The 14234-nt window shown below is 66.4% G+C and carries 10 protein-coding genes; 7 read left to right on the top strand and 3 right to left on the bottom strand.

Annotated elements, in window-relative coordinates; all coding sequences use genetic code 11:
* The first annotated feature begins 54 nt into the window (after positions 1–54).
* The 7 genes from ACNKW1_RS01875 (at position 55) to ftsB (ending at position 12138) form a co-directional block, all read left to right on the top strand.
* Entirely contained in the window at positions 55–2046 is a 1992-nt protein-coding gene (locus tag ACNKW1_RS01875) for an acetoacetate--CoA ligase (protein ID WP_418362897.1), read from the top strand.
* Positions 2047–2058: 12 nt separating this feature from the next.
* A complete protein-coding gene (locus ACNKW1_RS01870) occupies positions 2059–2601 on the top strand; it encodes a hydrolase (RefSeq protein ID WP_418362896.1) in 543 nt (180 codons plus the stop codon).
* Between the two features lie 229 nt (positions 2602–2830).
* Positions 2831–7699, top strand: coding sequence for an NAD-glutamate dehydrogenase (locus tag ACNKW1_RS01865; RefSeq protein ID WP_418363348.1), 4869 nt, complete (start codon positions 2831–2833; stop codon positions 7697–7699).
* Positions 7700–7868: 169 nt separating this feature from the next.
* Positions 7869–9506: a CTP synthase gene (locus tag ACNKW1_RS01860; protein ID WP_418362895.1), complete on the top strand. Its 1638-nt coding sequence runs from the start codon at positions 7869–7871 to the stop codon at positions 9504–9506.
* A gap of 11 nt (positions 9507–9517) precedes the next feature.
* Positions 9518–10357, top strand: coding sequence for a 3-deoxy-8-phosphooctulonate synthase (kdsA, locus tag ACNKW1_RS01855; protein WP_418362894.1), 840 nt, complete (start codon positions 9518–9520; stop codon positions 10355–10357).
* Positions 10358–10400: 43 nt separating this feature from the next.
* Positions 10401–11684 (top strand): phosphopyruvate hydratase, encoded by a 1284-nt coding sequence (gene eno / locus ACNKW1_RS01850; RefSeq protein ID WP_418362893.1) that lies wholly within the window; start codon positions 10401–10403, stop codon positions 11682–11684.
* A 181-nt stretch (positions 11685–11865) separates the two neighbouring features.
* Positions 11866–12138 carry a cell division protein FtsB gene (gene ftsB / locus ACNKW1_RS01845; RefSeq protein WP_418362892.1) on the top strand — a complete coding sequence of 91 codons (273 nt, stop codon included), beginning with the start codon at positions 11866–11868 and terminating at the stop codon, positions 12136–12138.
* A gap of 32 nt (positions 12139–12170) precedes the next feature.
* On the opposite strand, the gene ACNKW1_RS01840 is transcribed toward ftsB, so the two are convergent.
* The 3 genes from ACNKW1_RS01840 to ACNKW1_RS01830 form a co-directional block, all read right to left on the bottom strand.
* Complete coding sequence (locus ACNKW1_RS01840) at positions 12171–12659, bottom strand: C40 family peptidase (protein WP_418362891.1); 489 nt, start codon at positions 12657–12659, stop codon at positions 12171–12173.
* Between the two features lie 151 nt (positions 12660–12810).
* Positions 12811–13506 (bottom strand): SIMPL domain-containing protein, encoded by a 696-nt coding sequence (locus ACNKW1_RS01835; protein WP_418362890.1) that lies wholly within the window; start codon positions 13504–13506, stop codon positions 12811–12813.
* Positions 13506–14057: a gamma carbonic anhydrase family protein gene (locus ACNKW1_RS01830; RefSeq protein WP_418362889.1), complete on the bottom strand. Its 552-nt coding sequence runs from the start codon at positions 14055–14057 to the stop codon at positions 13506–13508. Before ACNKW1_RS01830 ends, ACNKW1_RS01835 begins: the two co-directional genes overlap by 1 nt.
* Positions 14058–14234 lie beyond the last annotated feature (177 nt).

Here is a 14234-nt window from a genome sequence, read left to right as displayed (position 1 = left end):
TACAGAAAAAGACGAGGCCACCGAAGTGGCATGCATTCAGTGAGAGGAGACACGATGAATCAGCTTGCAGAACAGAAGCCGCTCTGGACGCCGTCGGCCGAGCGTGTGGCGGACGCCAACGTCACCGCCTTCCGTCTTGCCGCGGAGAAGCGGTGGGGCGTCACGCTGCCCGACTATGCGGCGCTCTACGACTGGTCGGTGGCGCAGCCCGAGCAGTTCTGGGTGAGCGTCTGGGAAGGGGATGGGACTGGCGCCGGCGTGATCGGCGCGCGCGGTCAGCGCGTGCTGGTCGATGGTCACCGCATGCCCGGCGCGCAGTGGTTTCCCGATGCACGCTTCAACTTTGCCCGCAACCTGCTGCGTTCGCGCGATGCGCACGATGCCATCGTGTTCTGGGGCGAGGACCGGGTGAAGAACCGCATGAGCCACGGCGAGCTTTATCGCGCCGTTGCGCACTTCGCCGCCGCCCTGAGGGAACAGGGCGTGGTCGCCGGTGACCGCGTCGCCGCCTACATGCCCAACCTGCCCGAGACCGCCATCGCCATGCTGGCCGCGGCGAGTATCGGCGCCATCTTCACCTCGGCCTCGCCCGACTTCGGTGTGCAGGGCGTGCTCGACCGCTTCGGCCAAACCGAGCCCAAGGTTTTGATCGCCTGCGACGGCTATTACTACGGCGGCAAGACGGTCGACGTGCTCGGCAAGCTCGGCGACATCGTCGGTCAGTTGCCGTCCGTGCAGCGCGTCGTGGTCGTGCCTTACGTTCATCACGACCACGACCTGTCGCATGTGCCGCATGCGCGCATGTACGCGGATTTCATCGCCCCCTTCCACTTCGTGGACGACATCGAGTTCGCCGAGCTGCCCTTCGACCACCCGCTGTACATCATGTACTCCTCGGGCACCACCGGCGTCCCGAAGTGCATCGTGCACTGCGCCGGCGGCGCGCTGCTGCAGCACCTGAAGGAACACACGCTGCACGGCGACGTGAAGCCGGGCGACCGCGTGTTCTACTTCACCACCTGCGGCTGGATGATGTGGAACTGGCTGGTCTCCGCGCTCGCCGCAGAGGCTACGCTGCTGCTCTATGACGGCTCGCCCTTCGCCGGCGACAACCAGATCCTCTTCGACTATGCCGACGCCGAGCAGATGACGCACTTCGGCACCTCGGCCAAGTACCTCGATGCGGCCGCGAAGTTCGGACTCAAGCCGCGTGAGACCCACAAGCTCGACAGCGTGCGCGCCATGATGAGCACCGGCAGTCCGCTCGTGCCGGAAGGCTTCGACTACGTCTACCGCGACATCAAGGCCGACCTGCAGCTCTCGTCCATCTCGGGCGGCACCGACATCATCTCCTGCTTCGTGCTCGGCAGCCCGGTGCTGCCGGTGTGGCGCGGCGAGATCCAGTGCCGCGGCCTGGGCATGGCGGTGGACGTGTGGGACGACGAGGGTCGCCCGGTGCGCGGCGAGAAGGGGGAGCTGGTGTGCAGCAAGCCCTTCCCGGTGATGCCGATTGGCTTCTGGAACGACGCCGACGGCGCCAAGTACCACGCTGCCTACTTCGATCGCTTCGACAACGTGTGGTGCCACGGGGATTTCTGCGAGATCACCGCGCATGGCGGGCTGATCATCTACGGAAGGTCGGACGCCACGCTCAACCCGGGCGGGGTGCGCATCGGCACCGCCGAGATCTACCGCCAGGTCGAGAAGCTGCACGAGGTTGTCGAGTCGCTGGTGATCGGCCAGGACTGGCCGCCGCAGAATCCGAACGATGTACGCGTGGTGCTGTTCGTGAAGCTGCGCGAAGGGCTGACGCTCGACGACGATCTGGTCGGACGGATCAAGCAGACCATTCGCGACAACACCACGCCGCGCCACGTGCCGGCCAAGGTGCTTCAGGTGGCAGACATCCCGCGCACCAAGAGCGGCAAGATCGTCGAACTGGCGGTGCGGAACGTAGTGCATGGCCGCCCGGTCAAGAATCAGGAGGCCCTGGCCAACCCCGAGGCGCTGGCGCATTTCCGCGAACGCGCCGAGCTGGCCGACTGAGGAGGAAAGACCATGCTGATGAATCCCGATAGATCCGTGTTGCTGATCGTGGATGTGCAGGCGCGGCTCGCACCCTATATTCACCAGGGCGAGCAGGTGGCGGAGAACTGCGCCTGGCTCGCCCAGGTGGCCGAGCGGATCGGTGTGCCGGTGGTGGTGACCGAGCATTTCCCCGAGAAGATCGGTGGCACCGTGGATTCGGTGCGCGCGGTGACCGCCAATGCGCAATACGTCGGCAAGCAGTTCTTCTCCGCGCAGGCCGATGGCTGCTTTGCGGGCACGGCGGTGGAGCAGCGCAAGCAGGTGATCGTGTGTGGTACCGAGGCGCATGTGTGCGTGCAGCAGACCGCACTTGACCTGCGCCAGGCCGGCAAGGATGTCTTCATCGTCGCCGAAGCCTCGGGTTCGCGCGACCCGGCCAACCGCGACCTCGCCTTCGAGCGCATGCGTGGGCACGGTATCGAGATCGTGTCGCGCGAGATGGTCGCTTTCGAGTGGCTCCAGCGCGGCGGAACGGATCTGTTCCGTGAAGTGAACCGCGACTTCATCCGCTGAATGCGGTGGCCCGAAGGGCCGCAAGACGGCGCGCCGACCTGAAGGAGGGGGCGCGCTTTTTTTTCGTGCCTGTGGCGGCGGGTACGGGAAAACGTGCCTATGACCGGCAGATCCTTTGACCTAACCTGACCGATCTGTTCCACGGCGCTGCGATCCGGGTTCTCGCCACGCAATCCGCAGGAGCCCGCATCGTCGCACCGTGCCCCAACACGCACGTGCGGAGGTCGAGATGGAAAAGCGGGAGACAGGCAGGCTTACGGCACAGATCGATGCGGTGATCGAGCAGATTGCCGCACGGCTGCCGGCGGACCAGGCAGCGGTGGTGAGCGACTTTGCCGCCCGCTACTTCGCCCAGATGGATCCGGACGAACTCGAAGCTCTGCCCGTCACCGACCTCTACGGCGCGGTGTTGAGCCAGTGGCATTTCATCGCTCGCCGCAAGGAAGCAAGCTGCGTGCGCGTGTTCAACCCACGCGTGGATGAGAGCGGATGGGAGTGTCCGCACACCGTCATCGAGATCGTCGGCGAGGACATGCCTTTTCTGGTCGACTCGATCACCATGGAGGTGGCGCGCCAGGGACTGACCCTGCATCTGATCATCCATCCGGTCATCAAGGTGCAGCGTGATGCGCAGGGCCGCTTTGTCCGCTTCGGCAGCGACGGCGCAGACGCTGCGGGTGCAAGCGCCGAGGGGGCGGGAGGCAAGGGGGCGGGAGGCAAGGGCGCCGGCTTCGAATCCATCATGCACCTGGAGGTCGACCGTCGTACCGACCCCGCGGATCTGGCCGCGCTGCAGGCGGGCATCGAGCACGTGCTGGCCGATGTGCGTGTTGCGGTGAGCGACTGGCCCGCGATGCGCACCCGGCTGCAGGAGATCACCGCCGGGCTCGATACGCTGCCGACTGCGCTGGAGTCGGCCGATGCCACGGAGGTGAAGGCCTTCCTGCAATGGCTGGCCGAGGACAATTTCGTGCTGCTCGGCTGCCGCGACTACACGCTGGCGAGTACGGAGGAGGGGAACGAACTGCGCATCGTCCCCAACTCGGGGCTGGGTTTGCTGCGCGGCGAGGGTGAGGATGGCCAGTCACGCTCCTTCGCGGCCTTGCCGCCGCAGTTGCGTGCACAGGCCCATCTGCCGCGACTGCTCACGATCACCAAGTCGAATTCCCGCTCGACGGTACATCGGCCGGGCTATCTGGACTTCATCGGCATCAAGACCTTCGACGGCGAGGGCAGGGTGGCCGGTGAGCGTCGGGTCATCGGCCTGTTGGCATCCACCGCCTACAGCACCAGCCCGCGCCAGATCCCGCTGCTGCGCCGCAAGGTCGACGCGGTGTTCGAGCGCGCTGGCCTGCTGCCCGGAGGTCATGCCGCCAAGGCGCTGCAGACCTTGCTCGAGCGCTATCCGCGCGACGAGCTGTTCCAGATCGATCCGGAAGAGCTGCACGCCCACGCGATGGGTATCCTCCGCCTCGGCGAGCGGCTGCGCACCCGGCTCTTCGTGCGCATCGACCCGTTTGCGCGCTTCGTGTCCTGCCTCGTCTATGTGCCGCGCGAACACTACAACACCGACCAGCGCAAGCGCATGCAGGCGGTGCTGATGGATGCGTTCAACGGGACCTCGTCCGAGTTCGACGTGCAGTTCTCGGACTCCGCTCTGGCGCGCATCCTGATCACGGTACGTACGCGGGACTCGATCATTCCACCCTTCGATACCCGCGAACTGGAGCAGCGCCTGATCCGCGCCGCGCGGCGCTGGGAGGATGAGTTGCAGCAGGCGCTGGTCGAGCAGTGCGGCGAGGAGCGCGGCATGAAACTGCTGCGTCGCTACGGCAGCGGGTTCCCGGCCGGCTACCGTGAGGACTATTCGGCGCGCATGGCGGTGTTTGATATCGAACAGATGGAGGCGTTGCGCGACGATGACGCGCTGGCGCTCAACCTGCATGTGCCGCTGGAGGCGCAGCAAGGGCGCCTGAACCTGCGCCTGTATCACCTCGGTGCGCCGGTGGCGCTGTCGCACAGCCTGCCCATGCTCGAGAAGATGGGTGTGAAGGTGATCGACGAGCGCCCTGCCGAGATCGAGCGTCTGGATGGCAGCACGGTGTGGCTGCACGACTTCGGCCTGCAGTACGCGGGCGCCGAGAGCCTGGACATCCACGCCCTGCGGCCGCTGTTCCAGGACGCCTTTCTGCGCGCCTGGCGCGGCGAGGTGGAAAACGACGACTTCAACCGCCTCGTGCTGCTCGCCGGTCTTTCATGGCGCGAGGTCAGCGTGCTGCGCGCCTACGCGAAGTACATGCGGCAGGCGGCCTTCACCTTCAGTCTCGCCTACATGGAGCAGACGCTCGCGGCGTATCCGAAGCTCGCGCGCGCGCTGTTCGAGCTCTTTCGCACCCGCTTCGATCCGGCGCTGGGCGGCGACCGCGACGCGCAATGCGCGGCGCAGGTGGCGGCGATCGAGGCCGAACTCAACACCGTCGCCAATCTCGACGAGGACCGCATCCTGCGCCAGTTCCTCGCCATGATCCTCGCCACGCTGCGCACCAACTGGTTCCAGCGCGACAAGGACGGCGCAGCCAAGACCTACACCTCGTTCAAGTTCTCGCCGGCGAAGATTCCCAGCCTGCCGCAGCCCCTGCCGATGTTCGAGATCTTCGTATACTCGCCGCGCTTCGAGGGCGTGCATCTGCGCGGCGGCAAGGTGGCGCGTGGCGGCCTGCGCTGGTCCGACCGCATGGAGGATTTCCGCACCGAGATCCTTGGCCTGGTGAAGGCGCAGATCGTCAAGAATGCGGTGATCGTGCCGGTAGGCTCGAAGGGCGGCTTCGTGGTCAAGTGTCCGCCCGCCGAGGGCGGACGCGAGGCGCTGGTCGCCGAGGGCGTGGCCTGCTACCGCAATTTCCTGCGCGGCCTGCTCGACCTCACCGATAACCTGGTGCAGGGTGCCGTGGTGCCGCCGGCCGACGTGGTGCGCCACGATGAGGACGACCCCTACCTGGTGGTGGCGGCCGACAAGGGCACGGCGACCTTCTCGGACTATGCCAACGAGGTTTCGGCCGAATACGGCTTCTGGCTGGCCGACGCCTTTGCCTCCGGCGGCTCGGTGGGCTACGACCACAAGAAGATGGGCATCACCGCGCGCGGCGCCTGGGAGGCGGTCAAGCGCCACTTCCGCGAGATGGGCAAGGACATCCAGGAAGAGCCCTTCACCGCGGCCGGCGTGGGCGACATGTCGGGCGACGTGTTCGGCAACGGCATGCTGCTGTCGAAGCAGACGAGACTGATCGCGGCCTTCGACCATCGCCACATCTTCATCGACCCCGATCCCGACCCCGCGCGCTCTTGGGAAGAGCGCGCGCGCCTGTTCGCGCTGCCGCGCTCGAGTTGGGATGACTACGACAAGGCGCTGATCTCGCAGGGTGGCGGCGTGTGGCCGCGCAGCGCAAAGTCGATCAAGCTCTCGCCCGAGGTGCGTGCCGCGCTCGATCTCCAGGCCGCGCAGCTCACACCCACCGAGCTCATCCGCGCCATCCTCACCGCGCCGGTGGAACTTCTCTACAACGGTGGTATCGGCACCTACATCAAGGCCAGCGCCGAGGCCGACGCCGCGGTGGGCGACCGCGCCAACGACGCCGTGCGCGTCAATGGCGGCGAGCTGCGCTGCAAGGTGCTGGGCGAGGGCGGCAACCTGGGGGCCACCCAGCTCGGCCGGATCGAGTTCGCGCTGGGCGGCGGCCGCGTCAACACCGACGCGATCGATAACTCCGGTGGCGTGGATTGCTCGGATCACGAGGTCAACATCAAGATCCTGCTCGGTGCCGTGGTGGCCGAGGGCGAGCTCACCCTGAAGCAGCGCAACAAGCTGCTCGCAGACATGACCGATGAGGTCGCGACGCTGGTGCTGCGGGACAACTACGCGCAGACGCAGATCCTCTCGGTGACATGGGCGCGGGGCGTGGCGTTGCTCGACGAGCAGGCGGACTTCATGCGCCGCCTCGCCCACGCCGGGCGGCTCAACCGCAAGCTCGAGTTCCTGCCGATGGATGAGGAGCTTGCGCAGCGCAAGGCCGCGCGCGCCGGTCTCACCCATCCTGAGCTGGCCGTGCTGCTCGCCTACAGCAAGATCGAGCTCTACGACGAGGTACTGGCGTCCGACGTGCCGGAGGATCCCTACATCCGCACCGCGCTGGAGCGCTACTTCCCGGGACCCCTGCGCGAGCGCTTCGCCGTCCAGATCCAGGCGCATCCGCTGCGGCGCGAAATCATCTCCACGCACGTCATCAATAGCATGATCAACCGCGTCGGGCCGACTTTCGTGCATCGGCTGAAGACCGAGGTGGGTGTGCCTGCCGCCGATATCGTGCGCGCCTACATGGCTACGCGCGAGGTCTTCGGGCTGGTGGGGGTGTGGCAGGATACCGAGGCGCTAGACAACCGCATCGACAATGCGGTGCAGCTGGAACTGATCTTGGCCTCCGGCCGGCTGGTGCAGCGCGGTACCTTGTGGTTCCTGCGCAACCGGCGCTGGCTGGCCGATCTGCAGGCGACGCTGGCCCACTTTTCGCCGGGCGTCGCAGCGCTGGCCGGTCGGCTGCACGACGATGTCGGCCCTGCTTACCGGGAAGAGCTCGATGCTGCAGTGGCACGCTGGGTGGAGCAGGGCGTGGCCGAGGCGCTGGCGCGGCGCGTGGCGGCATTGGACGAGCTGTACTCGGCGCTCGACCTGGTCGAGATTGCCGCCGAGACCGGACAGGATGAGGCGGCGGTGGCACGGGTGTATTTTGCGCTCGGTGGCGAGCTGGAGTTGCACTGGCTGGGGCGGCAGATCTCGGCGCTGCCGGCGGAGACGCGCTGGCAGAATCTCGCCCGGGGCGCCTTGCGTACCGACCTGTCGATGCTCGCGCGCACGCTCGCTGCGGAGGCCATCCGCCTGGCGCCGGAGGGCGGCGACACGGCGGCCCGGCTCGCGGCATGGCGCGCTCGTGCTGCCGCGGCCCTGGACCGATACCAGCACTTGCTCGGAGAGATCCGTGGTGCGCAGAACATCGACCTGGCGATGCTGTCGGTGCTGCTGCGCGAGCTGCGCGGTATGACCTGAGAGGCATGGCCTGAGCAGCGAGGCCCCCGGCCGGAGGCTGGATCATGCGATTCCCGTGGGGCGGCGCGGGGTCCGGCCTGGGGGCCGAACAGGGGCGGAGCGAGCGCCGGACTGCTGACGCATGTCCGGCGCTTCGGTTATCATCGCGCTTTCCCGCAGCACATCTCCCATGACCAAATACGTCTTCGTTACCGGCGGTGTCGTGTCCTCCCTGGGCAAAGGCATCGCGGCGGCCTCTTTGGGGGCCATTCTCGAGTCCCGTGGCATCAAGGTCACGCACCTCAAGCTGGACCCGTACATCAACGTCGATCCGGGCACCATGAGCCCGTTCCAGCATGGCGAAGTCTTCGTCACCGAAGACGGTGCGGAAACCGACCTCGACCTCGGCCATTACGAGCGCTTCACCAGCGCCAAGATGAGCAAGCGCAACAACTTCACCACCGGTCAGATCTATGAGTCGGTGCTGAAGAAGGAGCGCCGTGGCGAGTACCTGGGCAAGACCGTGCAGGTCATCCCGCACATCACCGACGAGATCAAGGCCTACGTCAAGCGCGGCGCCGAGGGCGCCGACGTGGCGATCATCGAGGTCGGCGGCACGGTGGGCGACATCGAGTCGCTGCCCTTCCTGGAGGCCATCCGCCAGATGGGCTTCGAGGAAGGCCGCAACGGCACCTGCTTCATCCACCTCACGCTGCTGCCCTACATCCCGACCGCCGGCGAGCTCAAGACCAAGCCGACCCAGCACTCGGTGAAGGAGCTGCGCGAGATCGGCATCCAGCCCGACATCCTGCTGTGCCGCGCCGATCGCTCGATTCCGGTGGACGAGCGCCGCAAGATCGCGCTGTTCTGCAACGTGATGCCCGAGGCGGTGATCGAGGTGCTCGACGCCGACTCCATCTACAAGATCCCGGGCATGCTGCACGACCAGATGCTCGACCAGATCGTCTGCCACAAGCTCGACATCCTCGCACGCGCGGCAGATCTCTCGGTGTGGGAGAAGCTGATCCACGCGCTCGAGAACCCGAAGCAGTCGGTCGACATCGGCTTTGTCGGCAAGTACGTCGACCTCACCGAGTCCTACAAGTCGCTGATCGAGTCGCTCAACCACGCCGGCATGCACACCGAGTCGAAGGTGAAGATCCACTACATCGACTCCGAGGACATCGAGCGCGACGGCTGCGGCGTGCTGCAGGCCATGGACGCGATCCTGGTGCCCGGCGGCTTCGGCAAGCGCGGCACCGAGGGCAAGATCGCCGCGATCCGCTACGCGCGCGAGAACAAGGTGCCGTACCTGGGCATCTGCCTCGGCATGCAGCTCGCGGTGGTGGAGTTCGCTCGCGACGTCGCCGGCATGGAAGGCGCCCACTCTACAGAGTTCGAGCGCGACACCAAGTACCCGGTGATCGGCCTGATCACAGAGTGGAAGGATCGCACGGGCAAGATCGAGAAGCGCTCGGAAGAGTCCGACCTCGGCGGCACCATGCGCCTCGGCGGCCAGCTCTGCCAGCTCAAGGAAGGCACGCTGGCGCGCGCGATCTACGGCGCCCCCGAGGTCATGGAGCGCCATCGCCATCGCTACGAGGTGAACAACACCCTGCTCGCCAAGCTGGAAGAGAAGGGACTGGTGGTGTCGGGCCGTGCGCCCGTCACCGACCTGTGCGAGATGGTCGAGCTGCCCGCCGAAGTCCATCCGTGGTTCGTCGGCTGCCAGTTCCACCCCGAATTCACCTCCAACCCGCGCAAGGGCCATCCGCTGTTCACCGCCTATGTGAAGGCGGCGATTGCGCGCAAGCAGGCCGCGGCCTGAAGGAGCGAAGCATGAACCTCTGCGGTTTCGATGTTGGCCTGGACAAGCCGATTTTCCTGATCTCCGGCCCCTGTGTGGCCGAATCCGAGCAGATGTGCCTGGACATCGCCGGCCAGATGAAGGAAATCTGCGCCGAGCTGGGCATCCCGTACATCTTCAAGGCGTCCTACGACAAGGCCAACCGCAGCTCGGGCAAGAGCTTCCGCGGCCACGGCATGGACGCCGGCCTCAAGATGCTCGAGGCGGTGAAGAAGCAGCTCGGCCTGCCGGTGCTGACCGACGTGCACACGATCGAGGAAATCCCTGCGGTGGCGTCGGTCGTCGACGTGCTGCAGACCCCGGCCTTCCTGTGCCGCCAGACCGATTTCATCCACGCGGTGGCGGCCAGTGGCAAACCGGTGAACATCAAGAAGGGCCAGTTCCTTGCGCCGGGCGACATGAAGAATGTCGCCGACAAGGCCAGGGAAGCGAACGGCGGCGCCGACACCATCATGGTGTGCGAGCGCGGTGCGTCCTTCGGCTACAACAACCTCGTCTCCGACATGCGCTCGCTGGCGATCATGCGCGACACCGGCTGCCCGGTGGTGTTCGACGCCACCCACTCGGTGCAGCTGCCGGGCGGGCAGGGCACGGCCTCGGGCGGCCAGCGCGAGTTCGTGCCGGTGCTGGCGCGCGCCGCAGTCGCGGTGGGCGTGGCGGGTCTCTTCATGGAGACCCACCCGGACCCCGCCAAGGCGCTGTCCGACGGTCCCAACGCCTGGCCGCTGCCGAAGATGAAGGCGCTGCTGACCACCCTCAAGGACATCGACGCGCTGGTAAAGCGCCAGGGCTTCCTCGAGACCACGCTCTGAGCTTCGAATTCCCCCAATCCCAGTAACTGCAACAGGACTACACATGAGTGCAATCGTTGATGTGATCGCCCGCGAGATTCTCGACTCACGCGGCAACCCCACCGTCGAAGCCGACGTGCTGCTGGAATCCGGCGTGATGGGCCGCGCCGCGGTGCCGTCGGGCGCCTCCACCGGTTCGCGCGAGGCGATCGAGCTGCGTGACGGCGACAAGTCGCGCTTCCTCGGCAAGGGCGTGCTGCGCGCGGTCGAGAACGTGAACACCGAGATCGCCGAAGCGATCATCGGCCTCGACGCCGAGGAGCAGGCCTTCATCGACCGCACCCTGATCGAGCTCGACGGCACTGAGAACAAGTCGCGCCTGGGCGCCAACGCCATGCTGGCGGTGTCGATGGCGGTGGCCAAGGCCGCCGCCGAAGAGGCTGGCCTGCCGCTGTACCGCTACTTCGGCGGCTCCAGTCCGATGGTGATGCCGGTGCCGATGATGAACGTCATCAACGGCGGCGAACACGCCAACAACAGCCTGGACATCCAGGAATGCATGATCATGCCGGTGAGCATGGGCAGCTTCCGCGAGGCGCTGCGCTGCGGTGCCGAGATCTTCCACCACCTCAAGAAGATCGTGGACGGCAAGGGCTACCCCACCACCGTTGGCGACGAGGGCGGCTTCGCCCCCAACGTCTCGGGCACCGAGGAAGCGCTCAACCTGATCCAGGAAGCCATCGTCGCCGCCGGCTACGTGCCCGGCCAGGATGTGCTGCTGGCGCTCGACTGCGCTGCATCCGAGTTCTACAAGGACGGCAAGTACGAGCTCAAGGGCGAGGGCCTGTCGCTCACCGCGGAGGGCTTCACCGACTACCTCGAGACCCTGTGCGACAAGTTCCCGATCGTCTCGATCGAGGACGCCATGGCCGAGGGCGACTGGGACGGCTGGAAGATTCTCACCGAGCGCCTGGGCAAGCGTGTGCAACTGGTGGGTGACGACCTCTTCGTCACCAACACCCGCATCCTTGTGCAGGGCATCGAGCAGGGCGTGGCCAACTCGATCCTCATCAAGATCAACCAGATCGGCACGCTCACCGAGACCTTCGCCGCCGTCGAGATGGCCAAGCTCGCTGGCTACACCGCGGTGATCTCGCACCGCTCGGGCGAGACCGACGATTCGACCATCGCCGACATCGCCGTGGGCTTGCGCGCGATGCAAATCAAGACCGGTTCGCTGAGCCGCTCGGACCGCATCTCCAAGTACAACCAGCTGCTGCGTATCGAGGAAGACCTCGGCGATACTGCGGCCTACCCGGGCAAGCGCGCGTTCTACAACCTGCGCTGACCGTCGTCCTGCGGCGAGGTCGGCGCTCTTGTCGCCGACCTCGCCGAATCGGTGCTGACCGGGCCTTCGTGGGCAAGCCCGGTATAACCGGAATGCAGGCCCGCCCCGCCACGGGGAGTGGGCCTGTCCGCGAACGCGGTGGTCGGCCCTGCGGCAATCCAATCTCGAGTTTTTCTGCTTGATGCGCTGGCCCATCCTGATCCTGCTCGCACTCGTCGTGCTGCTGCAGTACCCGCTCTGGCTGGGGAAGGGTGGATGGCTGCGCGTGTGGGACGTCGATCGCCAGTTGCAGGCGCAGCGAGATGAGAATCTGCGCCTCGAGCAGCGCAACGCAAGCCTCGCGGCCGAGGTGAATGACCTCAAGTCGGGTAATGAGGCAATCGAGGAGCGCGCCCGTTTCGAACTCGGGCTGACCAAGCCGGGCGAGATCTACGTGCAGGTGCCGCAGCGCTGAGTGTTCTCTGGGCGGCGCCGGGCTTGTAGCCTTCAGTTGGCAAGCAGGGTGCGGGCGCCGTCGATGCGCTGTGCGAAGTAGCGGTTGTCCAGGCGCTCGACGCGAACCTTTCCACGGCTCGACGGCGCATGCACGAACCGGCCATCACCGATGTAGATCCCCATGTGTGAATGTCGGCGCTTGAGCGTGTTGAAGAACACGAGATCGCCGGGCGCGAGCGCCTCGACCGGGATGGGCCGGGTCCGTTCTGCGATCTGAGCCGCATTGTGGGGCAGGCGCTGGCCGCTGATATTCTCCACGACGTACGCGACCATTCCGCTGCAGTCGAGCCCGGCCTCGGGGTTGCGGCCGCCGAAGCGATAGCCGGTGTCGAGGAGACCGAGGGCGAACAGCACCATCTCCTGGGCATGCTGCTCGTCGGGGAAGGCAAAATAGCTGCTGCGCGCGGGCGCCGGCGTCTGTGGCGCAGCGGTGCTGTGGCGGGGTGCCTCGGGGACCGTGCTGCAGGCGGCTAGCAGCATGACTGCGCTGAGGCAGGCGAACCGTCGCCGGCTTGCCTGCCGGGGGTGAATTGCCTTGCGCGCGGAGTTCGTCGATCTCATGTGCGCAAAGATAAAGCAGGCCTTGGAGACGGTCCAGCGGCGGGCTTCACGCCACGGGTCCTTCAGGCTGTCAGTCCGTCAACTCGATGCGCCCGCTCACATGCACCGATACCTGGCTCTCGCCGCCTTCAAGCGGTGCGGGTGCGGCATCGGCGGCGGCCATGGTCGCCATGCGCATGCGGGGCATCGGGGGGGGCGAGAAGCCGCTGTCACCGACGCTGAGGTGGACGATGCGGTGTTTCCGACCCAGGGTGCCGGCGATCAGTCCGGCGCGGGCCTCGAAAGCCTGTAGCGCGTCGACGGTGGCCGCGTCGAGCGCCTTGCGCCGCGTGGCGGGGGCAGGCTCCATGCCGACATGGGCGAGCGCCAGAGCGGCCTGCAGTCGTCCGACCAGCGCGGACATCGCCGCCAGGTCCATGCTTTCGAGGCGGATCTCCGAGCGCATGCGCCACGACGTGATGCGGCCACGGTCGTCCTTGTCGTAGACCGGCCAGGTGGAGACGCTGCCGGTCTGCGCCTTGACCGTTTTCTCCGCGCGCACGGTTTCCAGCGCCCCGGCGATGGCGCGGTTCACCTCGTCGGCAAGCACCGCGGCGTCGGCACCGGAGCGCTCGACATACAGTACCGCGGTGGCGAGGTCGTTGGCAGCCGCGGTGCTGGCCTGCGCGGATAACTCGACCGTGAGCGGCGCGCCGGCCTCGGCGGCGGCAGGCACAGCCACGGCGATGTTGAATGCCGCGACCAGGGCGAGCAGGGCGGGTTTCATCAAGCGGCCCCTTCGATGACGCTGGCGGGTTCGAGTGCGCATAGATCCTTCTCGTACAGACGCGCGTTCTCGATGTAATGTTGCGCGTTCCACTTCAGGTGCGCGATCTCATCCTCCGTCAGGGTGCGGATGACGCGGCCCGGAGACCCGACGACGAGCGAGCGGTCGGGAATGACCTTGCCCTCGGGGATCAGGGCATTCGCGCCGATGATGCACTGGCTGCCGATGACGGCACGGTTCAGGATCACCGCGTTGATGCCGATCAGGCTGCCATCGCCGATCGTGCAGCCATGCAGCATGGCCATGTGGCCGATGGTGACGCCGCTGCCGATGTGAAGCGGAACGCCCTTGTCGTTGTGCAGCACCGTGCCGTCCTGGATGTTGGTGTCGTCACCGATGGTGATCGGGTCGTTGTCGCCGCGCATCACCACGTTGTACCAGATGCTCACGTTGCGCCCGGCGTGCACTGCGCCCACCACGGTTGCGTTGTGGGCGATCCAGCTGCCTTGACCGAAGGTGGGGCGGCGATCGCCCAGGGCATAGATGCTCATGTGTTGTTCTCGCTATGTATGTCTCGTGCCACAGCGTACTGCGGCATGTCGGGGCGCGCATCATAACAACTGCGCTCTGGCGTGCAAACACGGTGATTGTGTCAATGTGGCTGATCTGCCAAGGGTTTTGCCGCGCCCTGCGGGGTGCTACGATGCCGGCCGCGAACGGACAACACC

The organism is Thauera sp. WH-2 (assembly GCF_048321015.1).
In the GTDB taxonomy this organism is placed as follows: Bacteria; Pseudomonadota; Gammaproteobacteria; order Burkholderiales; family Rhodocyclaceae; genus Thauera.
Note: the sequence above shows the minus strand (reverse complement) of the source record. Positions and strands in the feature narration are given on the sequence as shown.